At 44.9% G+C, this 25,633-nt stretch carries 32 protein-coding genes and 1 tRNA gene; 18 read left to right on the top strand and 15 right to left on the bottom strand.

The genetic code is table 11. The features are described from left to right. Positions 1–107 precede the first annotated feature (107 nt). The 8 genes from QUB08_RS04145 to QUB08_RS04110 all read left to right on the top strand — a co-directional run bounded on the left by QUB08_RS04145 (position 108) and on the right by QUB08_RS04110 (position 5,479). On the top strand, positions 108–443 hold the full coding sequence (locus tag QUB08_RS04145) for a cation:proton antiporter subunit C (protein ID WP_333213781.1): 336 nt from the start codon (positions 108–110) through the stop codon (positions 441–443). Then, positions 440–1,870: a cation:proton antiporter gene (locus tag QUB08_RS04140; RefSeq protein WP_333223584.1), complete on the top strand. Its 1,431-nt coding sequence runs from the start codon at positions 440–442 to the stop codon at positions 1,868–1,870. The genes QUB08_RS04145 and QUB08_RS04140 overlap by 4 nt, the downstream gene beginning before the upstream one ends. Next, positions 1,867–2,250 (top strand): Na+/H+ antiporter subunit E, encoded by a 384-nt coding sequence (locus tag QUB08_RS04135; protein WP_333223583.1) that lies wholly within the window; start codon positions 1,867–1,869, stop codon positions 2,248–2,250. The genes QUB08_RS04140 and QUB08_RS04135 overlap by 4 nt, the downstream gene beginning before the upstream one ends. Positions 2,251–2,711: 461 nt before the next feature. After that, entirely contained in the window at positions 2,712–2,942 is a 231-nt protein-coding gene (locus QUB08_RS04130; protein WP_041622563.1) for a hypothetical protein, read from the top strand. Continuing rightward, on the top strand, positions 2,939–3,226 hold the full coding sequence (locus QUB08_RS04125) for a monovalent cation/H(+) antiporter subunit G (protein ID WP_333223582.1): 288 nt from the start codon (positions 2,939–2,941) through the stop codon (positions 3,224–3,226). Before QUB08_RS04130 ends, QUB08_RS04125 begins: the two co-directional genes overlap by 4 nt. Beyond that, entirely contained in the window at positions 3,216–3,803 is a 588-nt protein-coding gene (locus QUB08_RS04120; RefSeq protein ID WP_333223581.1) for a DUF4040 domain-containing protein, read from the top strand. The genes QUB08_RS04125 and QUB08_RS04120 overlap by 11 nt, the downstream gene beginning before the upstream one ends. Further along, on the top strand, positions 3,803–4,468 hold the full coding sequence (locus QUB08_RS04115) for a Na(+)/H(+) antiporter subunit B (RefSeq protein WP_333223580.1): 666 nt from the start codon (positions 3,803–3,805) through the stop codon (positions 4,466–4,468). The genes QUB08_RS04120 and QUB08_RS04115 overlap by 1 nt, the downstream gene beginning before the upstream one ends. A 183-nt stretch (positions 4,469–4,651) precedes the next feature. Further along, complete coding sequence (locus tag QUB08_RS04110) at positions 4,652–5,479, top strand: methyltransferase domain-containing protein (RefSeq protein ID WP_333223579.1); 828 nt, start codon at positions 4,652–4,654, stop codon at positions 5,477–5,479. 115 nt (positions 5,480–5,594) lie between these two features. Here QUB08_RS04110 and QUB08_RS04105 read toward each other — a convergent pair whose 3' ends face one another. Genes QUB08_RS04105 through QUB08_RS04095 form a run of 3 tightly spaced genes read right to left on the bottom strand, consistent with a single transcriptional unit; the run spans position 5,595 to position 7,980 of the window. Further along, entirely contained in the window at positions 5,595–6,215 is a 621-nt protein-coding gene (locus tag QUB08_RS04105; RefSeq protein WP_333223578.1) for a Uma2 family endonuclease, read from the bottom strand. A gap of 50 nt (positions 6,216–6,265) precedes the next feature. Next, a complete protein-coding gene (locus QUB08_RS04100; RefSeq protein WP_333223577.1) occupies positions 6,266–7,729 on the bottom strand; it encodes a class I SAM-dependent methyltransferase in 1,464 nt (487 codons plus the stop codon). Continuing rightward, the gene (locus QUB08_RS04095) at positions 7,726–7,980 is read right to left on the bottom strand and encodes a hypothetical protein (RefSeq protein ID WP_333223636.1); all 255 of its coding nucleotides are present in this window, start codon (positions 7,978–7,980) and stop codon (positions 7,726–7,728) included. Before QUB08_RS04095 ends, QUB08_RS04100 begins: the two co-directional genes overlap by 4 nt. Between QUB08_RS04095 and QUB08_RS04090 the strand changes: the two genes are divergently transcribed. Further along, positions 7,871–8,143, top strand: coding sequence for an HNH endonuclease signature motif containing protein (locus QUB08_RS04090; RefSeq protein ID WP_333223635.1), 273 nt, complete (start codon positions 7,871–7,873; stop codon positions 8,141–8,143). The two genes, QUB08_RS04095 and QUB08_RS04090, sit on opposite strands and share 110 nt — an antisense overlap. A 204-nt stretch (positions 8,144–8,347) precedes the next feature. Here the strand turns inward: QUB08_RS04090 and QUB08_RS04085 are convergent, their stop codons facing one another. From QUB08_RS04085 to ndhC, 8 genes are all read right to left on the bottom strand, one after another. Further along, positions 8,348–8,713 (bottom strand): hypothetical protein, encoded by a 366-nt coding sequence (locus QUB08_RS04085; protein WP_333223576.1) that lies wholly within the window; start codon positions 8,711–8,713, stop codon positions 8,348–8,350. A 41-nt stretch (positions 8,714–8,754) separates the two neighbouring features. Continuing rightward, positions 8,755–10,680: a pentapeptide repeat-containing protein gene (locus tag QUB08_RS04080; RefSeq protein WP_333223575.1), complete on the bottom strand. Its 1,926-nt coding sequence runs from the start codon at positions 10,678–10,680 to the stop codon at positions 8,755–8,757. A gap of 276 nt (positions 10,681–10,956) precedes the next feature. Further along, on the bottom strand, positions 10,957–11,205 hold the full coding sequence (locus QUB08_RS04075; RefSeq protein ID WP_333223574.1) for a DUF4926 domain-containing protein: 249 nt from the start codon (positions 11,203–11,205) through the stop codon (positions 10,957–10,959). 85 nt (positions 11,206–11,290) lie between these two features. Beyond that, positions 11,291–11,518 (bottom strand): type II toxin-antitoxin system HicB family antitoxin, encoded by a 228-nt coding sequence (locus tag QUB08_RS04070; RefSeq protein ID WP_332967673.1) that lies wholly within the window; start codon positions 11,516–11,518, stop codon positions 11,291–11,293. Beyond that, a complete protein-coding gene (locus tag QUB08_RS04065) occupies positions 11,515–11,739 on the bottom strand; it encodes a type II toxin-antitoxin system HicA family toxin (protein WP_006635497.1) in 225 nt (74 codons plus the stop codon). The genes QUB08_RS04070 and QUB08_RS04065 overlap by 4 nt, the downstream gene beginning before the upstream one ends. A 164-nt stretch (positions 11,740–11,903) precedes the next feature. Then, on the bottom strand, positions 11,904–12,407 hold the full coding sequence (locus tag QUB08_RS04060; RefSeq protein ID WP_333223573.1) for an NAD(P)H-quinone oxidoreductase subunit J: 504 nt from the start codon (positions 12,405–12,407) through the stop codon (positions 11,904–11,906). Then, entirely contained in the window at positions 12,400–13,125 is a 726-nt protein-coding gene (gene ndhK / locus QUB08_RS04055) for a photosynthetic/respiratory NAD(P)H-quinone oxidoreductase subunit K (RefSeq protein WP_333223572.1), read from the bottom strand. The genes QUB08_RS04060 and ndhK overlap by 8 nt, the downstream gene beginning before the upstream one ends. Continuing rightward, the gene (gene ndhC / locus QUB08_RS04050; RefSeq protein ID WP_006635500.1) at positions 13,116–13,478 is read right to left on the bottom strand and encodes a photosynthetic/respiratory NAD(P)H-quinone oxidoreductase subunit C; all 363 of its coding nucleotides are present in this window, start codon (positions 13,476–13,478) and stop codon (positions 13,116–13,118) included. The genes ndhK and ndhC overlap by 10 nt, the downstream gene beginning before the upstream one ends. 366 nt (positions 13,479–13,844) lie before the next feature. Here ndhC and QUB08_RS04045 point away from each other — a divergent pair, with 366 nt between their 5' ends. The 8 genes from QUB08_RS04045 to QUB08_RS04010 all read left to right on the top strand — a co-directional run bounded on the left by QUB08_RS04045 (position 13,845) and on the right by QUB08_RS04010 (position 20,312). Then, positions 13,845–14,180: a rubredoxin gene (locus tag QUB08_RS04045; RefSeq protein ID WP_333223571.1), complete on the top strand. Its 336-nt coding sequence runs from the start codon at positions 13,845–13,847 to the stop codon at positions 14,178–14,180. Further along, positions 14,167–15,183 carry a photosynthesis system II assembly factor Ycf48 gene (locus QUB08_RS04040; protein ID WP_333223570.1) on the top strand — a complete coding sequence of 339 codons (1,017 nt, stop codon included), beginning with the start codon at positions 14,167–14,169 and terminating at the stop codon, positions 15,181–15,183. The genes QUB08_RS04045 and QUB08_RS04040 overlap by 14 nt, the downstream gene beginning before the upstream one ends. A gap of 56 nt (positions 15,184–15,239) precedes the next feature. Further along, a complete protein-coding gene (gene psbE / locus QUB08_RS04035) occupies positions 15,240–15,488 on the top strand; it encodes a cytochrome b559 subunit alpha (RefSeq protein ID WP_006635503.1) in 249 nt (82 codons plus the stop codon). Positions 15,489–15,508: 20 nt separating this feature from the next. Further along, positions 15,509–15,646 (top strand): cytochrome b559 subunit beta, encoded by a 138-nt coding sequence (gene psbF, locus QUB08_RS04030; RefSeq protein WP_006635504.1) that lies wholly within the window; start codon positions 15,509–15,511, stop codon positions 15,644–15,646. 9 nt (positions 15,647–15,655) lie between these two features. After that, entirely contained in the window at positions 15,656–15,778 is a 123-nt protein-coding gene (locus tag QUB08_RS04025) for a photosystem II reaction center protein L (protein WP_015176850.1), read from the top strand. A gap of 69 nt (positions 15,779–15,847) precedes the next feature. After that, positions 15,848–15,970, top strand: coding sequence for a photosystem II reaction center protein J (locus QUB08_RS04020; protein ID WP_006635506.1), 123 nt, complete (start codon positions 15,848–15,850; stop codon positions 15,968–15,970). 337 nt (positions 15,971–16,307) lie between these two features. Further along, entirely contained in the window at positions 16,308–18,563 is a 2,256-nt protein-coding gene (locus QUB08_RS04015; RefSeq protein ID WP_333223634.1) for a transglycosylase domain-containing protein, read from the top strand. A gap of 978 nt (positions 18,564–19,541) precedes the next feature. Then, positions 19,542–20,312: a hypothetical protein gene (locus tag QUB08_RS04010; RefSeq protein ID WP_333223569.1), complete on the top strand. Its 771-nt coding sequence runs from the start codon at positions 19,542–19,544 to the stop codon at positions 20,310–20,312. Positions 20,313–20,508: 196 nt separating this feature from the next. Here QUB08_RS04010 and cobA read toward each other — a convergent pair whose 3' ends face one another. The 4 genes from cobA to QUB08_RS03990 form a co-directional block, all read right to left on the bottom strand. Continuing rightward, positions 20,509–21,318, bottom strand: a complete 810-nt coding sequence (gene cobA / locus QUB08_RS04005; RefSeq protein WP_333223568.1) for a uroporphyrinogen-III C-methyltransferase — start codon at positions 21,316–21,318, stop codon at positions 20,509–20,511. After that, the gene (locus tag QUB08_RS04000) at positions 21,315–22,091 is read right to left on the bottom strand and encodes a sirohydrochlorin chelatase (protein WP_445300885.1); all 777 of its coding nucleotides are present in this window, start codon (positions 22,089–22,091) and stop codon (positions 21,315–21,317) included. The genes cobA and QUB08_RS04000 overlap by 4 nt, the downstream gene beginning before the upstream one ends. Positions 22,092–22,321: 230 nt before the next feature. Further along, positions 22,322–23,005, bottom strand: coding sequence for a manganese catalase family protein (locus tag QUB08_RS03995; RefSeq protein ID WP_333223567.1), 684 nt, complete (start codon positions 23,003–23,005; stop codon positions 22,322–22,324). Between the two features lie 196 nt (positions 23,006–23,201). After that, positions 23,202–24,728 (bottom strand): serine/threonine-protein kinase, encoded by a 1,527-nt coding sequence (locus QUB08_RS03990; protein ID WP_333223566.1) that lies wholly within the window; start codon positions 24,726–24,728, stop codon positions 23,202–23,204. Between the two features lie 639 nt (positions 24,729–25,367). Between QUB08_RS03990 and QUB08_RS03985 the strand changes: the two genes are divergently transcribed. Then, positions 25,368–25,440: transfer RNA gene (locus QUB08_RS03985), tRNA-His, on the top strand. The last annotated feature ends 193 nt before the right edge of the window (positions 25,441–25,633 follow it).

Raw genomic sequence — 25,633 nt, 5'->3', positions numbered from 1 at the left:
AGGTTTTCAGGTATTTGAGGGGCTAGAAAATGTTTAAGTCTCATTATAACTAATATACGTTAATTCAAATATAATAACCAAAACCCCTTATCCAACACGCAATTTCCATGTTAGAAGCATTGGTATTGGCAACAGTATTTTGCGGATTTTTTGGTATCATCTTTAAAAAGAACCTGATCATGAAAATCGTCTGTATGGATGTCATGAGTACAGGGGTTATAGCCTATTACGTGGTGGTGGCATCGCGAGAAGGCTTGCTGACACCAATTATTTCAAAGGGGAAAAATGTCGCTTACGCCGATCCGGTGCCCCAGGCGGTGATATTAACGGCGATCGTGATCGGCTTTTCGATTCAGGCTTTAATGCTGGTCAGTGTGATGAAGCTGGCACGAGATAATCCGACATTAGAAAGTAACGAAATCGAGATGAATAATACCCCATGAATACCCTGACGCTAGCCTGGATTGGACTCCCGTTTTTTGTCGGGTTTAGTATTTATTTGATTCCGAAGTTTGACAAGTATCTGGCAATATTCGGAGCGATCGCGTCCGCTGCCTATGCGTTCCAGCTTTTTGCCATGCCGTCAGCGGTGACGCTGGAGTTACTGGATAATTTCAGTGTCACGTTGTTAGTCGATCGCTTGAGCGGGTATTTCATCTTAACCAATGCCTTAGTCACAGCAGCGGTGATTATCTACTGTTGGCCCACAGAGAAGACGGCATTTTTTTATGCACAGATTCTGATGGTACACGGCAGCCTGAATGCGGCCTTTGCCTCTACGGACTTTATCAGTTTATATGTAGGGTTAGAGGTCAGCGGCATTGCGGCGTTTCTCTTGATTGCCTATCCTCGCACCGATCGATCGATTTGGGTGGCTTTGCGCTATCTATTTATTAGCAACACGGCAATGCTGTTTTATCTAGTCGGTGCCGTGCTGGTTTATAAGGCAAGTAATTCGTTTAGTTTTGCAGGCTTGGGTGCAGCGCCCCCAGAGGCGATCGCTCTGATCTTTATGGGACTCTTGGTTAAGGGAGGTGTGTTTGTATCGGGGTTATGGCTACCGTTAACTCACTCGGAAGCCGAAACGCCTGTGTCGGCTTTGCTGTCAGGGATTGTGGTCAAAGCGGGGGTATATCCCCTCGTGCGCTGTGCGCTGATGGTGGAGGAGGTGGCACCCATCGTCCAAATCTTTGGCGTCGGGACGGCGCTGCTGGGCGTGTTCTATGCCGTTTTAGAAAAAGATAGCAAACGGATGTTGGCTTTTCACACGGTTTCGCAGTTGGGCTTTATCCTCGCTGCACCTTCCGTGGGTGGGTTTTATGCGCTGGCACACGGTTTGGTCAAATCGTCGCTGTTTCTGATTGCAGGATCGTTACCGAGTCGTAATCTGAAAGAATTGAAACAGAAGCCGATCGATACCAACATCTGGATTGTCTTAGTCATAGCTAGCTTATCAATCTCTGGTTTTCCCTTGTTGGTTGGCTTTGGGGCAAAGGTGTTGACGCTGAAGAATTTGGAACCCTGGCAAGCGATCGCAATGAATGTCGCAGCAGTCGGAACAGCAATCTCTTTTGCTAAATTCATCTTTCTACCCCGTGGCGGACAAACAGCAGCCAAACCCGGTTTTTGGCCTGCGGTGTTGCTGTTACTAGGTGGCCTGATTGCAGCCAATGCCTTTTATGTTGAGGCCTATACGCTGGAAAATATGCTTAAGGCGATCGCCACCATCGGTGTTGGTTGGTTAGCCTATTTTCTGATTTTTCAACGCACGGCAATCAAACTGCCACGTATGCTTGAAGAATTCGATCATTTGGTCGGTTTTATGAGCTTGATTTCGCTCCTACTATTCTGGATGGCATTACCCACATGATTGGACAGCTAATATTAAGACTGACCATCTGGTTTCTACTCACTGCCGATTTTAGTTTGGCAAATATTGCGATCGGCATCATCATTGCTTTCCTGTTGCCGCGCAGCTACGCACCCCCGGAACCTTTGAGGGAATGGTTGGGGGTGTTGGGTAAAATCTTCATGGCGATTCCGATAGCTTATCTGGAAGCTTTTGAACTCATCTTCCGTCCCCACAGACACGAAGATGTGATCATGGAAAAAGTGCCAAACCATCGATCGCCCTTGCTGATATTCCTAGATGTCTTCCTGATAACTTTTACTCCTAAGACGATTGTTGTGAAATATCACGAAGAGGGTTTTTACGAAGTACACAGGGTGCGGCGGACTTCGAGTAATTAGCTGAAGTTTTTTCGGAATTATTTAACCGCAGAGAACGCAGAGAACGCAGAGAGAGGAGAAATAAATAAGTAGATCGGCGATAAAATACGTAAGTATGTCCGCAGTTAGTAAAAGTGCTCTATCGCAGGGGTTACGATACTTTACATTTTGTGACATACCCGAGTTTATTTACACGCTCGATATTGGATCATTCTCAAGAATCTGTAGGGGCGGGTTCACCAATAGCTTTAAAGATTGCAGACAGGTTAAATAAACCCGCCCCCACCCGCGAAACAGCCCGTCAAGAACAGGCAGGATGCCTGTTCCACAACAATTATGGCAGAGGTCTATTAAGTTGCACTATTCTCAAGAGTTTCTTGTGGGGTGTAGGGGGTTGGGCACGCGAGCCCGCCCCGATATTAAGTAAGAAAAATCAGGAGTACACACAATTGAACAACTTGAACAACTTGATTCTAATTGCGATGATTTTGGCTCTGCTCATACCCATGTATGAGGTATGGAAAGATCATGATATCTGGCAGACAATGTTGGCGTTTGCCAGTATTTCGACCAAGGCGGCAATCATCGCTCTCGTCATATCCGTCTGGCGCGATGATTGGATGATCGGTGTGGTGGCGGCGATTATCCTCAGTGTGGGTAATGCTGGATTGATGTTGTTGGCACATATAATCAAACGTATCAGTGAAGCATGATCGTAATAGATGTATTGAGCTATACCTGCATCGGTATAGGGATTTTTTTCTGGTTTTGGGGTACTTCTTACCTACTTGGGAAGCGATCGGTTTTATATAAACTGCACAGTCTTTCGGTAGCAGATACGCTGGGTTCGATCGCGATCGTCGTCGGATTGCTGCTGAAAATACCCAGTAAATGGCCGCTGCTGATTCTGGCGCTCATTTGCTTAGCAACCTGGAACACAATGCTGGGATATGTGTTGGCTTATTGTTCCAAAACAGGGACTGACTATGAACGATAATAGCTACATTTATGTCCTCGTCGCTCTGCTACCCTTAGCTGCTGGTATGGTGGTATTTCAGGTCAATCCATACCACGCATTGCTACTGCGGGGGGTATTGGGAGCGATCGCCGCCTTGGTGTATACAATTTTAGGCGCGGGGGATGTGGGCTTGACCGAAGCCTTGATGGGTACTCTACTCGCGATTACACTTTATGCAGTGACGGTGCGTTCATCCCTCGTGCTGCGTCTGGGTGTAATCGAAGAGGGGACAGAGGGCGATGCTATACCAAACGACAAAACCGCAGGTCATTTTAAGCAACTGATAGATGACATCCGCACAGTTTTTCAGAAACGCCATATGCGCCTGGAATTGGTTCCCTATGCGAGTGCACAGGCATTGCAGCGGGCGTTGATGGAAAAAGAAGTTCATGCAGCTTGTGCGCCACAAGACCAACTAGAACACAGCGGCGAAGCGCAACTTTATAACACCGCAATCAGAGTTCGGCGTGTCTACGACATCATGCAAACCGAACTTTCATCACCAGGGACAACCCTAACCTATGTAAATACACCAGACGCAGAGGACAAACATTGATGAAGTGGGTTTACTTTTTATCAGGGATAGCGCTGTTTGTCAAAATGCTGCTAATCGCCAATCCAACAATGGAGTTATCGCAGCAAAGTTCGATCGTCGAATTGGTTGTTCAAGATAGTGGAGTAACCAATGCGGTTTCCGGTATCATTTTGCGAAATCGGCTGTACGACACGATCTTTGAAGTTGTGGTATTTACGATCGCCATCTTGGGTGCAAGTTTTATGCTAGCCAATGAACAGCCGTCTTGCGCCATATATCAGTTTACAGATCAACCCTCGATTATTTTGGCGCGATTGGGAGCGACGATTGCCGCCTTGGTGGGTATCGAACTAGCAATTCGCGGGCATTTAAGTCCAGGCGGTGGTTTTGCGGCGGGTGTAGCGGGGGGAACTGCGATCGGCTTGGTGGCGATTACCTCATCACCGCAGTGGATGCAAGAAATCTACCAGCGCTGGCACGCCGCGACTTTGGAGAAGGTTTCGGTACTTGTTTTCATTGTATTGTCCGTTATCACTCTGTCAGGATATGAGTTACCGCACGGAGAGTTAGGCACACTTTTCAGCGGTGGAATTCTCCCCTTGCTCAATATCCTGGTTGCAGTCAAAGTCGCATTAGGATCGTGGGCGGTGATGTTGGTGTTTATTCGCTATCGCGGATTGCTATGACAAATGTTCCGATCTCAAATCCATTGACATAGAAATTATTCATCTCTCTCAATCTCTAACTCTGTGTCCTCTGTGTTCTCTGCGGTTTAATCATTCAGAAACAACCGTAAACGATATGACCCCTGACTCCTGATTCCTGGTATAGAAGCGTCTCGCCTGTCAACTTCAACAGAAAAAACCTGGATGAGCAACCAACCTAAATTAGACAAATACAAGCAAGAAATCGCAGATTTGTACACCCGCCGAAGTCAAAATTATGACAATAGCGATTGGCATTTACAGATTGCTCAGCGTCTCGTTGAATACGGGCGAGTTAGTCGCGGACAGCAGGTTTTAGACATTGCAACGGGAACGGGTCATGTGGCGATCGCAGCCGCTCAAATTGTCGGCGCTGAAGGTCGGGTTATTGGCGTAGATATTTCGGCAGGAATGCTCGATGTAGCCAGAAACAAAGCTCAAGAATTAAATCTCAACAATACAGAATTTTTGCTCGCGGATGCCGAAAATCTCGACTTTCCAGGTAATATTTTCGACCGCATTTTTTGCTCTTCGGCCTTCATTTGGATGTCCGATCTGCACGCAGCACTCACTCACTGGCACACATTTCTCAAACCAGGGGGAATCCTCGGCATTCATGCCTTCGCCGACACCGCTTTTGTGGGCGGAGTTGTCACGCAGAAAGTTGCCAAAAAATACGGCATTTCATTCAATATGAGTAAACCCACAGGCACTGTTAAAAAATGCCACAGACTGCTCGAACAAGCAGGATTTGAGGATGTAGATGTTAAAATTGAGCAAGATGGTAGCTATATCAGTTTAGAAAAAGCCAAAGCCATGTGGGCCGGAAGTTCCCATCCCGCCCCCGGACAATATCCACCCCCATTATCAACACTTTCTACCGAGCAATTAGCACAAGCCAAGGCTGAATTTGAAGCAGAACTACAAGCATTGCAAACCGAACAAGGAATTTGGAACGACATCACCAATTTTTACGTATTCGGTAAAAAATAGCAGCCTACAATCTTCCTGCAAAAATCAACATCTAAATTATCAATCTCTCTCTTATCTGACTCTGCGTTCTCTGCGTCCTCTGCGGTAAAAAAATCCCAATCTCCAAGCTCTCAGCTTACACTAAACCCGCTCCAAAAACCTGATTTGCAGTCAGGTTTAAATCAGGAAAAGTTTGCGACACAATGCGATCGTTCTCTCGAAACTTGAGGACTTGATATTCACCATCAACCAAATTACACACAGAAATTGTCGGTTGTTTAGGATTGCCAATAAAATTGCGTCCACCCAACGCAGCATAATCCACAATCCAATATTCAGGGATACCCATCTCCTCATAATCAGCATATTTCAAATAGTAATCATCGCGCCAATTGGTTGACACAACCTCAATTACCAACGGTATCGATGCACCAAAACTGAGGACAGATTGTTTTTGCCACAAAGTTTCGTTCACCAGATTTGCACGATTCAGCACCAACACATCAGGCAAATAACCAGAATCTTTTTCAGGGGGTCTAACAATCACTTGGTTGGGGATACCGTATGGCAATCCCAGACGTTTAATTTGAACAGCAATTTCGACAGTAAGAAAGCCTGTAACTTCTTGATGTTCGCCTACTGGTTGTATTATTTCAATAATCTTTCGATTGTGCAGTTCGTAGCGTACCGCCGAATTTTCAGGCAGCCACTCCACAAATTCCTCGAAGTTTACGAGTTTTGGTAAAGCTTGAGTCATAGATTTTCAGAAATACCGATAATATCAATTATATCTCTATCTATCTGCGTTTATCTGCGTGCATCTGCGGTTACAAATTCCAAATCTGCCAGCCTTGCTAGATTCAGACAATTTAAAATGCTGGATTTAATCGGACGCTTTTCATCCCAAAATACGATCGATGAATAAAAGTTAATTGCCGCAGATGAATTCAAAAGCTCAAAAGTTTGACGTGCAACTCTCTCGCTGTCAAAGCTGAGAAAGTAAACAGTATCATCGAAGATTGCAGGTTTATTAGCTATTTCACCGATTAACCTAAAATCCAATTTTTTATAAAGCCCGCAAATCGCAATTTTCCAAGGTTGGAAGCTATAATCGCCTACTCCAAAAATCGAAAATCGAGGGTTATTTTGATAAATTTTGCTTTTGCGATTATCTAGATATTGCCCGCACTTCTCTAGATAACGTCCGGTTTTAGGAGCTATAGTTTTGATATTTTCGGTTGATTCACCGATAAATTTTTGAGTAACTAGGATATATCGATCCGTAGCATTAATGCGATTTTGAGCAACATCAGAGCCTTTAAGTAGCGGAAATAGATAAGTTTCCTCAAGATCGACAGCTTCCCCAAATCCATTGACAAACAAATTATCAATTTTCCGAAACTCCATCACGCCAGAACAGTCGTGCTTGACGCCCGATCGCCATTTCGTATCTGACTTTACAGCATATAAATTACTCAATTTATTGAAAGCATCTATATCTTTAACCAGGAGATTGTTGTGATATCCGATTCGATGACCGTCAGAACTTTCTAAACTGCTAAATACATTGCAGAAGTAGTTTTGTGAGCATGAGTCAAACTGGCAGTATAACAAACACGCATCCACATTTGCACCAAAATACTTTTTAGCATCTATTTTGTAAGTTGCACAGCTAGCGAGATGAAGTTTTTTTGAATGAATGTAACTCAATAACTTTCTGGCAACGGAAGTCTTGCAAAGCATTGCCAGAGTGGCGTCACGATTTTGCAACCATTGTATCGCATGGATCAACATCCATTCTGAGATATCGAAGTTACTTTTACCTGTTAGTGCATCTAAGCCTGTGTGGTTTTGAAAATTACTTTTTTTCGGCAAGTTTTGACTGCCAATAGTTCCTTGTTGTGAGTTTGTTACCCAAGGAAAGTTGCCAATTACCAGTACCCTATGATTAAATTGGTTAATTAATGATGTCCAGTCAAACTCAAAAAAATCTCCGTGCTTAACCTCACATCTTTCATCCTGTAACAATTGATGCTTAGCTCTTAATTCTCTTAAATAACTTTGATTTATTTCAACCCCGATAATCTTGCTGGCCGATGGAAACGAATTTGCAGCAGCTTTAATGAAATTACCTATCCCGCAAGTTGGCTCAATGATGACTTTGGGGTTAACATCAAGTTCTATCAATTTCCGACACACCATCTCGGCTAATTCCAGCGGTGTCTGAAAATTCCCATATTCTAGTTTCGTTTTGCGATCGTTGGAACTCATCGGTTAGATTGATAAACTGCGATAACCCCTTCCTGTTGTCCGGCACGCTCAATGACTCTTCCATACTGAAGTCGCCATTGCAACGCATTAGAAATGGTTAAAAAACCTTGCAATGGTGGGTTTCTCAGTATTTCGTCGGCAATGTTACCTGCTTCAATTTCGTCAACAGGTAAATTTTTGTCAAACATGAAAGCAAGCAAATCATCTACAAGGATAATTAGAATGGCTATTTCCGAACAAGTCAAAGCCATAATTCGCGCACGAGATCACAACCGATGCGGTTATTGCCGCAGTCTACAAATGTATGTCCTGGGAATATTGGAAATCGATCGTATTATTCCCAAAGCAGTTGGTGGCACTGACGATGAAGAAAATCTTTGGCTGGCCTGGAGTCTGTGCAATAATTACAATTGAAGGAAGTCAGCGGCAGCAGATACCCTCGAACAAAGTCACCAGAATTTCTCCATCCGCTGCACCGATTTGTTATGTCCCGCCCGCTAGTGAACTTTTATAAGTAGTAGGACACAATTAATTACACAAAACTTTGGGCGACAAGCCTTGTCTAGTAAAGAATCAGCAAAAAATCAGTGTGTAATTAATTTTGTCCAATTACTTAACTTATGGCAGCGGAATTCCTGCTGAACGGATAGCAAACATGACCACACTTTTAACCACATCACTTACCGTTGCATCTGCCAACGATTTACCCCACTTTTCTAATTTCTCTTTCACTGTTTGATTTTCCTTGGCCTGAACAGCGATGGTTTCAGCTACTTGTTTCTCGGCATCCTGAGTCGTTACATTTCGTTTTTGTAACTGCTCTATTAAGTCCTGGATTTGAACCGCTGCTTCAGTTAAGTCCTGACTCATATCAATCTTGATAGAGTTACCTTCAATTTTGATTAAGTCTCCTGCCACAAAAGTTTCGGTAGTGACTGAATCAAATTTTTGGAAATCACCGTGCACGTTAATTGTATCGCCCATGTTCGCTCCAAATGAATTAAGATGTTTTTGAGTTAAAAAGTTTACGAATTGTCATTAGCACTGATGGAATCACCCTGAATAAAGCTGTGAGTAGTTACCTGATTAAACACAGTATAACGATCCACATGTATTGTACCCCCAGCTACACGCTCATTGATTTCCTCAAGAATCAACATAAGCTTCGGGACAAATTCATGCAAGGACTGACTACTATCACCTTGCAACTCAGAAACCTGTTGAGTTTCTTGTGCAGATTGTCTAAGTGTCTGGTAAAATCTATTCCTAATAGTATATTTGTTAGTGCCTTGCGAGACGCGAATCTTAACTAAGACATTGTTGCCTATCACCTCAAAACCTTGAAATGCAAAGGGTGTATTTGTGTCATCTGCCAACTCTTTAAAGGCAGCAGTTAGAGCTAGTCGGCTATCGCTGCCTCGGACAAGTAACTGAATCGTTGCACTATCTTTGCTAAAAAGTGTTTCAAATTCTCCAGGATTAAAGTCACCGTCAGCCTTATCAGGAAGCCGCTCTATGTCATAATCATTCATATGCCCGACTTCATACTTCAAAAAGACGAACTCACAATTTACACCATTCAGAATCGTTTTCTCATCGATACACCATGACCGTATACAAGCTCCTGTTAAATTAGCACATTCCAAATTTGCACCATCTAAACTTGCCTTCTTCAAATTTGAATAAGTCAGGTTTGTACCCCGAAGATCGGCTTCGCTTAAGTTAGCGCCAATAAAGCTAGCTTCTTCGAGGTTTGCCCCTCCTAAATTTATACCCTTAAGGTCTAGTCCATTGAAATTACTTCCTTTTTTCCATTTTCTTAGTACGAGTAAGTAACGGATAAATGGGTATTTTAAATAATTATTCTTACCAGTATTAACACAGTCTAAATATTTAGAATTATGCCAACAAATCTTGTCAATCGTTGCATTCTCAAAGCTTGTTCCTTTGAGGTTTGCTGAAGTAAAGTTAGCACCTGTTAGATGAGCGTCATTGAATTTAGTGCCACCAGTAGACACAAACTTTATATACGATCTCCACAGCCAGTCAAAATTAAACCATTCAGAACGCTGATTATTGCAGATTGCCAATCGAGAAAACCAACACCCAAAATAGGCTCCAATTACTGCTCCAAATATTCCTGAAATTATTCTACCGTTGGTATTAGTGCCTAATCCTTGAATAAAGTTTGCCAAAAATGTATTTTTTAATGATACCTCAAATTTATTTACTTGAGGGAAGAGTTGCAGTAAGAGTGGAGATAAAGCAGCTACAATTATGACCAATAAACTACCAGGATCGGCTTTGGAATCACTCATTTTTCTGCCCAGTAACAATAGGGTTAAAATTAAACCAACACCAAATACTATATGCCAAATAATCCATTCATTTCTCATCACATTGTTAAAGAATATGCGGATAATTACCATCAAAAAAACTGATAAGCAAAAAATAATAAATGAATCTAGGCGAGAAGGCTTTTGACCAGGCCGCGCAGATTTTTCAGGAGAAGTAATGAAGAGATAAAAAAAGAACGTACTAGCAATAGCTGCTGTAAACCCTGATCCGATCAAAGCTACAAGAGTGAGAAGCTTGATATGAAACTTCTGTGTTAGTCCTGCCTTTGCTTGAGTGAAGTTTGCACTATAAAGCCTAGAACTAGAGAAATCTGCTCCTTGAATTTGGGTTTTACTGAAATCTACCCCTTGTCCAACCTCAGTATCAGTTGAGGCTTCGGTAAAGTTAGCTCCGCGAAGGTTAGCTCCACAAAATCTTGCGCCTCCGAGCTTTGCGTGAGAAAAATTTGCTCTGCAAAGTGTTAACCCAGATAAATTTGTCCCTTGTAGATCTGCATAACTAAAGTCTGCTTCTACGAGATCTAGCTTATTCTGAATCGCAATTTGTTGAAAGTCCCTATTGCTTAAATCTGCATTATGATAGTTCAGAGGCATAGTGTATAAGTGGCTTATTCCATATAACATCGAGACTGCTTATATACAGAATTACACCTAGAACTTGTAGAGCTCCGGATGAAAAATAAAAAAATTAAAATCTCTTCTAAGACTTGCTTCACCAATATCTGTAAGGGAAACCGCTTGTTGCTCACCTGCACCTAGTTGGCTGGGAAGAGTAAGCGTGGGTAGGCGATCGCCCCCGCGCCAGACTTCGCTTTAACGACCAAGTTGTTCGGCTTGTGACTGTCCGCTGCATTTGAATTGTTGTGCCGCTTACGCTGTCACCATTTCAGCTTTGGCATTTGGAGATGCTGGCTCAAAACGTAGCACCATTATTTGCTCTTTCCGCAACCCTAAAGATTCGTAGGTGCGTCCGTTGCGATCGCTAAATTCAACCTCCAACGCTGCACTCTCAGCCAACAGTTCAACCACTGTCCCAACTTGTCCGCGCCACAGATTGTATTCAGGAATGTCAACTGTCAAGGCAACGACATCTAGTAATTTAATTGTATTCTTTGTCACTCTTATTACCTCCACACATTACAGAGGATAGCAGGTTGTTAATCTCGGAATCTCCGAATCATTCTCAATGACTTCAAATCTATGCTCAAGCAAACAGCAAGTTTTGTACTAAAGTTTTAGGTGCTGGGAGAGATTTACCATCTGCCTGATATTCTTCAACTAAAAGCTCTAATACCTCCACTGCATTCTGCAAAGCTTCTTCGTAGGTATCTCCGTGAGTGTGGAACTGCTGAGATGGAAAATCAGGTAAGTGAACTAGGTAGCAGTTATCTTCATTTGACCATTGAATAACAATTATATAAGGTAATTTCATGATTCAGACTCCTCTTCTTCAATTGCTTTCAATATTCCAATTTTTCGATTAACTTCTCTCTCTAAATACAGTTTTGCATCATCGCCATCATTTCCAGCAATGGTAATTGGTTCATTAGGTAGTAAAGGATGAACCCATCTTGTATGACTGCCTTTTGCCGAACGATAAGTAAACCCAGCTTTTAGCAACAGGCTTTTGAGTTCTCTAATCTTTTTGGGCATAAGCAGACATTAAAAATATGGCAAGGTGATGGGTACACTTTCATCATATCCCAAAAAATTTTGATCGACATTTCAAAAAAACGCACAAAAAAAATGTACCCACTCCTCAAAGAAGTGGGTGCAAAATAACCAACTGTATTTTGAGCTAAAAACTCAAAACTCCGTTAATAAGCGTCTTGCAATTCGTAGAAATCAGGGGAAATGTAATCTTTCCGCAACGGCCAGCCTACCCAATCTTCGTTCATCAAAATCCGTTTCAGATTCGGATGTCCTTCATAGACTATGCCGTACATATCGTAGGATTCCCGCTCTTGAAAGTCGGCTGCTTTCCAAATCCAGTAGACTGATGGCACTCTGGGATCGTCGCGGGGAATAAATACTTTGACGCGGACTTCTTCGGGATGGGAAGCATTATCTGTCAGTTTTGCCAAGTGGTAAACGCTGACTAAATCTTCTCCGGGCCCTTGGTCGTAAGCGCACTGGCACTGCATATAATTAAACCCGTAGGCATACAGTGCTGTTGACATCGGAATTAAGAAGTCTCGATCGACCTTTAATATCTCCACGCCCAAATTATCGGCCGCTAAAGCTTCGTGTTCAAAGCCATTTTGAGTCAACCACTGGGAAACCTTCCCGGCTTCAACAATTGAGGTTTCTGTCTCAGCCACGGTTTACCTCCTGTTTTTGTCCTGCAAGCAGGGCCGGCGGTACTGGCATTCCCATTGCTTCGGTCAATTCTTTCGGTGGCGCCATCCGGCCTGGAATAGACAAGTATTTGCCGTCCAAAATGTCGTCTACTACTTTCATTTTGTGGGGTCTGGTGTAGTAACGGTGGGTTGGCAGCAAATTGGCCCGTTCTTGCATAGAATCGTTGGCGATTTTTTTCCGCAGTTTGATAATTGCGTCAATAATCGCTTCTGGGCGGGGGGGACAGCCGGGGATGTACACGTCTACGGGAATCAGTTTGTCAACGCCTCTGACTGCTGTGGGGGAGTCTACGCTGAACATTCCGCCGGTGATGGTGCAGGCGCCCATCGCGATCACGTATTTGGGTTCGGGCATTTGTTCGTACAGCCGCACCAAGATGGGGGCGTACTTCATGGTAATTGTGCCGGCCGTGATGAGCAAGTCGGCTTGTCGCGGACTCGATCGCGGTACTAAGCCGAATCTGTCGAAGTCAAAGCGCGATCCGATCAAAGCTGCAAATTCGATGAAGCAGCAAGCGGTACCGTAAAGCAGCGGCCACAGGCTCGAAAGTCTCGCCCAATTGTAGAGGTCATCCACTGTTGTCAGGATGACGTTCTCTGATAATTCGGATGTGACTTCAGGGCGAATAGCGGGGTTGACAATTAGAGGTTTTTGTGATTTGTCAGAACTTAAGACCATTCCAAGGCTCCTTTGCGCCATGCATAGACAAGAGCAATAACGAGGATCGTGATAAAAAACAAGGCTTCGATGAAAGCCAAGAGTCCTAGCTGGTTGAAAGCAACCGCCCAAGGATAGAGGAAGACGGTCTCTACGTCGAAGATGACGAAGACCAGGGCGAACATATAATATCGGATGTTGAACTGAATCCAGGCTCCACCGATCGGCTCGACGCCCGATTCGTAGGTAGTGCGGCGGTCGTAGGGACGACTTTTGGGCCGCAGTACCTTAGACGCCGTGAGGGCGAGGATAGGGACTAGGCTGGAAATTAACAGGAAGCCTAAGAAATACTCGTAGCCGCTGAGTGCAAACACGATGAATAATTACTGCCTAGGTGAAAGGGTTCTGTAACTTGTCTGTTACATTATATAGATTTTGGGTAGCTAAAATTACGAGTTAGTTGAGATTAATCCTCCATCTTCTGCAATAATTTTTAATGTATATTTTAATATTGTAACTGCCTGTGGAAGACGGGCGGCTGCCTGTGGACGCTAAGTAAGACCATCCTCGACTTAAGTGTCGAACACCCAAGTGGTGTCCCTAACGTGGCATCGGCGGTTGAGACGGGAAACCTTGAAGACGAATAAGACCGTCCTAATATGAGTTTTAGTTGGAAGCCCCAACTCGAACGAAGTTTAGTTGAGGTACTTCACGATTAGCTGACCCATAATTTTGGATTTATGAGCGATCGAGCCACTGAGACTAAGACCCTCGATCGGCACGAGTGCCGCGCCTGCGGCTACGTCTATGAGCCGAAAAAGGGGAATCCTAAAAGTGACATTGCCCCGGGCACGGCTTTTGAAGATTTGCCCCAAACTTGGGTCTGTCCCGTTTGCGGGGCGCGCAAATCGGTGTTTCAAAATCTCGGTCAGATGGAAGGGGTATCGGGATTTAAGGCAAATCAGCGCTACGGTGTCGGTGTCAACGGCATGACCGAAGGTCAGAAAAGTTTGCTGATTTTTGGCGGCTTGGTCGTTGGTTTCTTGTTGTTACTTAGTATGTATGGTTTGCAGTAAAACGATTGTGAGATTTTGGCAACGAATTGTAATGTTATTGGCGGCTGCGCTCATCTGTACGAGTTGCAGCACGATCGGTTCTGTGAGTTACAACCCTTGGCAGGTGATTTCCTTGCCAACGTCGGCTAACTTGCAGGATATTGCCTTTACAGGTAATGACGATCGCCACGGCTGGGTTGTCGGTTCGGAGGCGACTCTGTTTGAAACGACCGACGGCGGGACTAACTGGAAACAGATCGCACTGGATATCGACGAGCCGAGATCGCGTTTTGCGTCGGTGAGTTTTTCAGGTTCCGAAGGTTGGATTGTCGGCCAGCCTTCAGTTTTGCTCCACACGAACGATGAGGGCAAGTCTTGGACGCGGATTGCTTTGAGCTCTCAGTTACCGGGTTCTCCAAGTACGATCGCAGCTATTGGCCCAAATACGGCTGATATGACGACGGATGTAGGCGCGATTTACCGCACTTCTGACGGCGGCAAAAATTGGAAAGCGATCGTGCAAGACTCTTTTGGGGTGGTTCGCAATATCAACCGTTCTGAAGACGGGCAGTATGTTGCGGTTTCCTCGAAGGGCAATTTCTACTCGGTGTGGAAACCCGGACAACAAGCTTGGGAACCTCACAACCGCAATAGTTCTCGCCGCCTGCAAAATATGGGCTTTACCAAGGATGGGCGTTTGTGGATGCTCGCCCGCGGTGGTCAAATTCAGTTTAGCGACCCGGAAAGTGCCGAAGGTTGGGGAAAACCGTTTTTTCCCGATCGCAAGGCGAGTTGGGGTTTGCTGGACATGGCTTACCGGACTGATAATGAAGTTTGGGTAGCCGGCGGCGGCGGCAATTTGCTGTGCAGTTTGGACGGCGGGAAAACTTGGCTAAAAGACCGCGAAGTAGAAGATGTTCCCGCTAATTTTTACAGGATTGTCTTTATGGGCCCCGATCGCGGATTTGTGATCGGCGCGAGCGGTACTCTACTTAAATATCAAGGTTCAGCGCAAGCTGCTTGATAGTAGAATAGTAAGAGAGATTGTCTGTCAATTTGTTGTTGAAAGGAGGATTCTAAATGGCTGGTACAACTGGAGAACGTCCGTTTGGGGACATTATTACAAGTATCCGTTATTGGGTAATTCACAGCATCACCATTCCGGCTTTGTTTATTGCTGGATGGCTGTTTGTGCAAACGGGTTTGGCTTACGATGCTTTCGGAACTCCTCGCCCTAACCAGTATTTCACACCGCAGCGCGAAGAAGTGCCGATTATCTCGGATCGCTTTGAAGCTAAGAAACAAGTAGATCAGTTCATTGCCAAGTAATTTAACAAGGATTTGGAAAAATGACGAGCAGAACCCCAAATAATGAGCCAATTTCGTATCCGATTTTTACGGTGCGCTGGTTGGCAGTTCATACTTTAGGTGTCCCAACAATTTTCTTTTTGGGCGCGATCGCAGCAATGCAATTTATTCAACGATAGGAGTTTACAATGCCTGAGCGCGTTCCTAATCCCAACGAGCAGCCTGTTGAGTTAAACCGGACTTCTTTGTATCTGGGTTTGTTGCTGATTTTTGTTTTGGGTATTTTGTTCTCCAGTTATTTCTTTAATTAACTGGTGTCTGAGTTGGCTTTCGATAGTTCGATCGAATTTGTTTAGCTGTACATTAGTGAGGTGATGGCTATGTTTAGTGAAAGTGGAAGAATTCCTTTGTGGCTGGTAGCTACTGTCGCTGGTCTCGGTGTTCTGAGCATTGTGAGTCTTTTCTTCTACGGTGCTTATGCCGGTTTGGGTTCTTCGATGTAAGGAGAATCAAGCTGATTTTCGGCTTTTAACCCCCCTTGAAAAAGGGGGGTTTTAATTATGCGAAGTTTGTTGGTAAATCAGGGATAAATGTTATCGAAAGTGTGGATATTTGGGCAAGTTTATGATAATTTAATTTTCTGGTGATATCGGGATTTTTGGTGGTTGGGTGGAGATTTGCTCAAGAAACTGCTCGCCTTGCGGGTTCACCAATAACTCCAAAATCGATCGCCACTAGCCGACGATCGCTAAGAGAGTGTGGGCAGATCGTGAAATTAGCCAAAAGTTGCGAGTAGAATGGTGCAAGAGCCGATCGCTCGATCGTAGTGCACAGCGAAATATGACCCCACCGCCGCCGCCCCGCAAACCTCAAACCGTCTTGGGTGCGATTACCCAAGCAGTCCAGACTATTGCTAAGGTTAATTTTAACCAGCTAGCGCTGAAACCTAATGCCAAAGTACCCGAACTGTGGGTGCAGGATGCGGGTGCAGCTAAAGCTGAGGTTTATCCGCTGTTGGGCGATCGATATTTGTTAGGTCGATCGTCCAAATCTTCAGATATTGTAGTTCGCAATCCCGTTGTCAGTCACGTGCACTTATCCCTGTCGCGGGATAGTCGGCGGCGGACTCCTTTTGTGATCAAAGATGAAGACTCCACCAACGGCATTTACAGCGGCAAAAGGCGAGTTAAAAGTATGTCCCTGCGTCACGGAGACGTGTTTACTTTAGGGCCGCCGGAACTAGCCGCCGCTGTTAGAATTCAATTCGTATATCCGCCACCTTGGTATTTGCAACTTGTGCGTTACAGCTTTTACGGCGTCAGCGGAATCACCGCTTTGATTGCCGTGTTGGTAGGCATGGAATCCACAAAGTTTCAAGTGCGGCCTCTGCCGAGAAGTATCAATGGCCCCGTGATTGTTTACGCCCGCGATGGGCAAACTCCGCTGCGTCCTCCTCAGAATAACGCTCACTTAGAATTAAAGCAATTGGAGGATTTTTCGCCTTATTTATCCAAGGCGGTACTTGCTTCGGAAGACAGCCGCTACAATTGGCATTTGGGGGTAGATCCGATCGGAGTTTTGCGCGCGCTTTTGACTAATGTTCGCGGGGGAGGAATTCGCGAAGGCGGCAGCACTGTGACGCAGCAGTTAGCTAGGAGTTTGTTTCGAGATTATGTGGGAACTCAAGATTCGGCAGGACGCAAGTTACGGGAAGCTGTAGTTGCCTTGAAACTGGAGAATTATTACAGCAAAGACGAGCTGTTGCTGACTTATTTGAATCGCGTGTTTTTGGGAATTGATCTTTACGGTTTTGAGGATGCGGCTCGGTTTTATTTTGGGAAGTCTGCGAAGGATTTAACTTTGTCAGAGGCGGCAACTTTGGCTGGCATTTTGCCGGCTCCAAACAGTTTTAATCCGATTCAAAATTATCAGTTGGCGGTACAGTATCGCGATAGAGTGATCGAACGGATGCGGGTCTTGGGGACGATTTCTCAGGAAGAAGCCGATCGCGCGAGGCGATCGCGAATTGAGATCAATCCTAAAGCCCGCCAATATCTGCAAAGTACGATCGCTCCTTATTTCTACAGTTATGTATTTGACGAATTGGAGTTTTTGCTGGGGGAGCAGTTAGCCCGAGAAGGAAATTTTATTGTAGAAACAGGTTTGAATCCCGGCCTGCAAAAAGTGGCTGAAGCTTCCCTCAGAAATGCTGTTGAAAATGCCGGAGCAAGTGCTGGCTTTTCTCAAGGAGCCGTGGTCACTCTCAACAGTACAACCGGGGAAGTCTTAGCTTTAGTTGGGGGCGTAGATTACTTGAAAAGTCAGTTTAATCGGGCTACCCAAGCTTTGAGACAGCCCGGTTCTACATTTAAGATTTTCACCTATGCAGCTGCCCTGGAACGGGGAATCTCACCCGATAAAACTTATTCTTGCGCTCCCCTTTCCTGGGGAGGACAAAGTTATAGTGGTTGCGAAAGAACCAGCGGTAATACTGATATGTATCGCGGCTTGGCATTGTCGGAAAATGCAATTGCTTTGCGAATAGCACAACAAGATGTCGGTTTAGACAATGTGGTGCAAATGGCCAGACGTTTGGGGATTACTTCTGAACTGCGTTCTAATCCTGGTTTAGTATTAGGTGAAAGTGAAGTTAACGTATTGCAATTAACGGGTGCTTTCGGGGTTTTGGCTAATCGGGGTTTAGGAAATCGCCCCCACGTAATTAAGCGAATTATTGACAGCAGCGATTGCAAAGATCGAAATGATTTTAACAGTTGCCGGGTGATTTATGAGTATCAAAAAGATGGCATTGCCAATCGGCGGTTAGTTTCTGAAGCAGTAGCGGATACGATGACTGATATGCTGCAAGGTGTGGTGCGGGGAGGTACGGGTAGCAGTGCTGCTTTGGGCTTGGGAGAAGCTGGAAAAACAGGCACGACTAATGATAATAGAGATTTGTGGTTTGTCGGTTATATTCCGAGTCAGCAACTGGTGACAGGAGTTTGGTTGGGAAATGATGATAATTCTCCGACTGGGGGAGGTAGTGCAAATGCCGCTCAGTTGTGGGGGGAATATATGCGGGAAGTGGCGCGTTAATTGATGTTTCCCCCCTTGACAAGCAGGGTTGATTCATTCTAAAACTTTCAATTTCTCCAACCCTTATACTGTGAGGTGTTGGGTCGATATTTCTGGTTATACCGTTTTGACAAATTGTTGCTACGGTTATTAATCGTATATAAATTATCTTTCATAAGCATAAACTACCGGATACGGCACTGCCGTATCCCTACAGGTAAAAACCTCTAATTTTTTTGTAGCAATGTTTTTTCACGCTTGGTATTAATAAACCCCTAATTGTTGAGAGGCTTTGCAGGGTGGTTTTATTCTCGAAACAGGAAACCTGAAACTACCGAAAGCTCGTGCCATCTGAGATCGAGCATCGCTCAAAGGTCGGCGCAGCGATCGGCCTGTTAAAATTGTATGATAAAAATAAAACCACCCTGCTTGCTGCCAGAGGCTTTGTGTCTTGACGAAAATCGTTCATTGGAATTGAGAATGAATCAGCCCTGCATTTCGTCGATGTTTCACTCAGATGAAGTCAACGAGGAACCTGTGGTGTTTGCAAACTGGGCTTAGGGCAGCATTCACGATCTTATTGTGCCGTATCGAGATATAATCGCTGGTAGTTCTTTGTCCTGGCAGATCCCACTACCAGATGCTATGGAAATCCTCTGTTCGACGGCGCTAGATGGTAAAATTGTTACCGGATGTTCGGCAACCTGTATTAACTACAAAGATTTGGAAACTCAGAAAATCTGTGAGTTTTTTACGTGCTAGTTCCATCCAGAACTGCTTTCGGGTTGGCAAGTGATGGGTAGCGGTGAAGATCCATCTTATTTCACCTTGAAAAATGATGATGGTGTCCGCTTATGTGTCCGACTGCTGTATGCAGGAATGCCAGAGTAATAATGTTAATTTTTGCCACCAAGTTGGTGTCATAGGCATGGCTTTTAGTATTCGTATTACTCTTGGCTCGCCAGCTACTTGATATCAATAATCCGAAGGATAAATGTCATGAATTTTAGAACTTTTATTAATCAGCCAAAGTGGGGAATCTTACTTAAAGTTATTCCCTTGACAGCAATATTTTGCTTGACGAAATGGTTTATTCATCAGAGGCATTGGGAAATGGGTAAGTCCGATAGTCAGATCGGTTCTTTGTTGGCGGCGGTAACATTTATTTTGGCATTTGTGTTGACCGCAACCCTAAATGATTACCGTGCCAGCGAAGATATGCCAGACCAGATTGTGAATGCGGTTGAAACTATTCAAGATACAAATTTGCTGATTGCCGCCCGCCAGCCCGACTACGACCCAACTCTGCTTACTCAAGGATTAGCTGAGCTGCTCAACTCTGTGCTACTCTGTTTAAAACAAAATAAGCCATTCTTAAGAGTTGAAAATGCTGCTACGAACCTCAATCAATTATTGGTTCCATTGTCAAAGTTTTGCGAAGCTCCTTTGATAAGTCGCATTCAAGGTGAACAGGCAAAAGTTCGTCTGATTGCTGCCAGAATACAAAGAATTCGTGATACCGAATTTTTGGCACCTGCCTATCCCTTGCTGCATATTCTTCTAATTGCGGCCAGCGTTGCTATGTTAACAACGTTCACCGACGATTTCAGTACCAATTTGTTGGTAACAGGTTTTCTATTTACGTCATTCATGTATTTGTTATTGCTCATCTACGATCTTGAGAATCCTTTTGAGTACAACGGAACATCTAGTGCGGATATTAATTTATCATCTATAGAGCAGTCGTACCATCGACTGGATAGGGGGTAGATGAGGTATGCAATCAAACTTAAGAAACTTGGCAACACAGGTTTCGGCGTACCCAATTTTTGTGAGAAAGGCTATATTACCTATGGGCGCAACGTTGACACCAGTATTTTATGCTATTTCTAAAAAGTATTGAAAAATGACTCAATTTTGTATAATGATGTAGGGGCAATCCCCCGTGGTTGCCCCTACGTCCGGCTTATTCTACAGTCTGAGAAACTGGCCGACAGCCCGACAATATCGAGTGCAAATTGACGACATTTCCGATGACCGCGATCGCAGGTGCTGCAAATCCGATCGCCTCAACTTGCTCTACAATTGTACCCAAAGTCCCGATCAATTCTTCTTGTTCCGGCCGCGTTCCCCAGCGTACTAATGCTATGGGCGTTTCTGCACTCAATTCGGCTGCGGTCAACTGACCGATAATGTAAGGCAAATTGTGGATTCCCATGTATACTACAATGGTTTCGGAGCCACGGGCGATCGCCTGCCAATTTACCTCCGGTCGATATTTTCCCGCCGATTCGTGACCGGTGACAAAGGTGACAGAGGAACTGTAAGCTCGATGTGTTAAAGGAATGCCCGCATAAGCAGGGGCCGCAATCCCAGAAGTTACACCTGGCACGACTTCTACAGACACTCCAGCTTTTACCAACTCTTCCATTTCTTCGCCACCGCGGCCGAAGATAAACGGATCGCCGCCTTTGAGACGAACTACGATCGCATTATCTCCAGCTTTTTCTATCATTAGCTGAGTTGTTTCATCTTGCATTAACGAGTGACGGCCTTTGCGTTTTCCAGCATCAATTCGTTCTGCTTGCGGGTTGATTGCTGCCAAAATTTGAGGGCTGACTAAAGCGTCGTAAATCACCACATCCGCGCACTCTAACAGAGCTTTTCCCTTCAAGGTCATCAATCCCGGATCTCCGGGCCCCGCACCTACTAAATACACTTTTCCTAAAGACATTTTTCTTGCTTCCTTTACCTCTTCTGTGCCTCTGGGGTTCATTTTTGAATTAAATTCCCAATTAAGTCTGCTAATTGTACACTTGCGCCTAGAGGATTTGCGAGATGAAGTTCCGCCGCAGGAAATTGCTGCTTTAGCTGTGCGACATTTTTGGCGATCGCATCTGTAATTCCTCCATTAAATAAGAAGTATGGCACAATCCCTATTTGCTGCTGTCCACCACGAACCAAACTGTCAATTTGCTCGGACAAACTCGGCTTTACCGACCAATAAGCTGTCAGCGCACCGAGTTTGCTAGCCATTTCCTCAAATGTCGAGTTACCTCCGGGGCGACGGCTGCCGTGAGATAATAAAATCCATTTTGGCAATAGCAGATTGGGGAGAAAAGTCACCTCTTCCATCTGACTTTTTACCAATTTTGTTAAGCCTGCTTCCTGGGAACCTAAATGCGGGCGCAATTCAATTTTTAGCTTGTCACCAAAAGTTTGTTGGGCAATTTCCACCTCTGCCGGTATGTCTTCGGCGACGTGAACTCCCGGCAATAAAAATACAGGCAGGATTTGCAATTCTGTCAGTCCCAGCGACAGGGTACGTTCGCCAAAACTGCAAATTTGTTCGTGCAGCGGTGCGGGCCCCAGTTCTAAGGTGGCGGTTGCTACTGCGGGGAAGGAGTCAGCCAAATTTTGAGACAGCAGTTGACCTAGGTTTTCCAAAGCTTGTTGGGGTCTGGGGTCGCGGCTGCCGTGAGAAACTAATAAATAGGTCGATCGCAATTTCAATATGGATTGGATGTTAAGGTTCGATACGGATTTCAAATAATTATAACACCGTAGGGCGCGTGACTTGAAAAATACTCAACCCTCCACCTGAAGCTTGCGAGTCACGCACCTCTAACAACTAAAGCAAAGTACCCGGCTTGGAAATTAATCAACACAGGGCTTAACTTTTCTAAGCCGCCCACCTTCTTTTGTAAGGTGCGCGGCTTAAAAATTACTTAATACTGGGCTTAAATCTTCTAAGCCACACAGCCTAAACAAATCTCAAATTAACCTTTGGGAGCGGGATCGGCAATGTATTGGAAAGTAGGTTCCGAGTTCCAAGGGCCGCGTTCATCCTTGCCATTTGTGGACAAGTTAAAGTAGAGATCCACAGTGGAATCGGGCGGAATATTGCCGAACATCGGATCGGTGAGTTTGCCCAGCGATTCTAGAGCTTTCATGAACATTTGAGTGTGAGAAATTTCGCGAGTCAGCAGAAACTGCAACGTCTTTTTCGTTCCCATATCCGGTGCTAGTTTAATCAACTCTTCGTAGGTTTGGCGAGCTCCTGCTTCGGCAGCGATATCAGCGCGCAAATCGCGCACCACCTCCCCGCCTTCGTTGATATAAGCTGCCGTCCAAGCTTGACCTTGGCTGTCCAACAAGTGTGGGCCTACGCCACGCACCGCAAACAAAGTGCTTTTGTAAGCTTCTGTTTGGTCAACGTTTTTGGTGTGCATTTCGATGAGTCTACCCACCATTTCTAAGTGGCTAAATTCTTCGAGCGCAATATCTTGAAGCATATCCTTAATCCCTGCATTTTCACAGTGGAATGACTGCACCCAGTATTGCAAAGCTGCTGTGAGTTCTCCAGTTGCTCCGCCAAACTGTTCTAGCAGCAATTGGGCAAAACGGGGGTTGGGTTCGTCTACTCTGACTGCAGCCATTAATTCTTTTTTATGAAAAAACATGGATCGGTACCTCTTTTTAGTTCGGTTGTTAAAGTCTCAAGGATTGTAGACTTTATCTGTGTTCGCCTTCAGAATCCATTGTGCGACAAGCGATCGCACCGAACCTCGGTCGCTGGTTACATCTAACGAGACAAATTTCTCTGCTTTCAGGTAGAGTTTAAACTTAAAATTTTACTTACTTATTCGGTAGACCAAATTACAATTTAGGAGCCGAATTATTGTCGCACTCGGTTAATTTTGCAGACAGGGCATCGAGGTGTCGCAGCCACTGAATCCCGCCAACCCAACTGCGAGAGGGGAGGTGTCCGATTGGTGCTTGCTGACTAAATTTAATCTGCCCTAAAGTAGTAGCAGAATTGTAGGTTTGCCAGTTTACCCGATCGCAAAATCTGATATAGTCTCCCTTAACGCTTTCATAAATCTGCTTTTGGACGCTGAAGCCAAACCGACCTTGACTGTAGTGCAGCCAAAGGCGATCGACTGTTTGCAAATCTTCGCACGGTAGCTCGTAAATTTGGCTAATTTCTAGCTGAGTTCCCGGTTGCTGGGAAAGGGACTGACACATCAGAGTCCAAGTTTCGCGATCGGCTTCTTTCCACTTTTTGTTTGACAAAAAATCCCGCAGTTTCGTATAATCAACTCCCCGTGCAGAAATCATGGTCGGATCGAGATTTGAAGTAACACATAAGGAAAAAGTTTCTGCGGAATTTACGACGGCGTTTGTGGGTAAAATCGGAGAATCAGGAGTTTGTAGCGCGCTGAGATAGGTTGAGTTGTTGCTATTATTAAGAGCAGGAGCGATCGGCTTTTCGGGCGAAAGCAAATTTTGATGGCGAACATCTAAAGCTGCTTTGATATCTTGCAAAACTTCAGTAGCAAAACTGTACCGCTGAGTGAGACGAGTTTGCAGCAATTTATCTAAAATTTCACCTAACTCGTCGCTAATACTCCTGGCTTTGGGAAGAAACTCTCGCCACCACCAGCGCTCGTTGTTGCAGTCGTACATATCCAAGGGAGGAACTTGCGTCATTAGGCGAATGCAAGTAACACCTAAACTGTAAAGGTCGCTAGCCGGAAATACTTTGCCGCGCATTTGTTCCGGAGCTACATAATCTTGACTACCGATGAGCGTTGCTGAACGAAGTATGGCTGAATCAGTCAGCAGTTTGGCAATGCCGAAATCGATCAATACGAGTTTGTTGTCCGACTGTCGGCGGATAATATTTTCGGGTTTGATGTCGCGGTGAATGACGCGGTTGTCGTGGATAAATTGCAGCACGGGCAATAAGTCTTGCAGCAGTTGCCAAATTTGATTTTCATCGTATACACTCTGGTCTAATTCTTGTTTAAGAGTCGATCCCTCTATAAACTCTTGAACTAAATAAATATGACCTTCTTGTTCAAATCCCGCTAATAATGTGGGGATTTGCGGGTGTTTTCCGAGTTCGTCTAAACGGACTGCTTCTTGCCGAAATAATTCAACGGCTTTGTTGAAAATTTCGGGGTCGCGGTCGTGAAAATAAAATTGCTTGACTGCACAGCGCGGTTGAGATGGGATGTCTTGATCAATTGCTAGGAAAGTTTTACCAAATCCGCCTCTACCTAAAAGTTCAATCGGGCGATATCGCTGTCTCAGCAACAGGTTAAAGCCGCAGTTTAAGCAAAATTTGGCGGTGTTGCAGTTTTGAGGATTTTGACATTCTGGGTTGATACAGTAGCTCATATCGATTTTAGATTTTATATTGCGGGCAAGACTTTTTTTTAAACGAACCGCGAAGACGCGAAGCTGCGCGAAGGAAGAGGGAATAGAGAAGAGAGAGAAGAGAGAAGAGAGAGAAGAGGGATGGTTGATAACTCATGCGGTGTGGGATAAGTTGTCCCGCTTCTTGCATTGTCTTTTTCGGGCGGGCGGGACACCCCACAAGCATTTCATCTGAGATGTTGCACCATTCTCAATAAGGCTTTTAGGGGCGGGTTAGAAGGGCCCACCCTAAAATAAATTCCTTCTTTGTGGCACAGGCATCTTGCCTGTTCTTAAAAATGGTGCCAGATGTGAGTTTTATCAAACAGGACTGTAAAATGTAGATGCGCCTGGGGTGATAAGGCTATTTTAATGCGCTGGATCGAATCGGGACGCTGCCAAAGCTGCCGAACCCACGCCGCATGATTGCTGGGGGCGGGATAATTGCCGATCGCACCGGCCGATCGCGCAGAGCGAGAATTGTGCTAAACTCTTACTGTGCGTTGGATTTAAGGCACAATCGATCTGTCGGGTTCAGGGACGCTCAGAAATATTTCAAAATATTTTTGCCTTACCCCTAGACTTGTGCTGAGATCTGATGCTATAGTTATAAACGTTATGGCGAGTGTAGCCAAGTGGTTAAGGCAGTGGTTTGTGGTACCACCATTCGTGGGTTCAATTCCCATCATTCGCCCTTTTAATTTTATTGTGCAGATGCAGACGCGCGTTGTGTGCGTAGATGCCTCAAAGCTTTTGTATCTCTGGTTTGTATCGAAGTCTAGATCACCCTGGCGCCCCCCTTAAGAAGGCTACGGTGTACACACAAGTCATGAGATCACCCTGGCGCCCCCCTTAAAAAGGGGGGAACCGGAGTCAAAGTCCCCCTT

This window comes from Microcoleus sp. BR0-C5 (assembly GCF_036705045.1).
Taxonomy (GTDB): domain Bacteria; phylum Cyanobacteriota; class Cyanobacteriia; order Cyanobacteriales; family Microcoleaceae; genus Microcoleus.
Note: the sequence above shows the minus strand (reverse complement) of the source record. Positions and strands in the feature narration are given on the sequence as shown.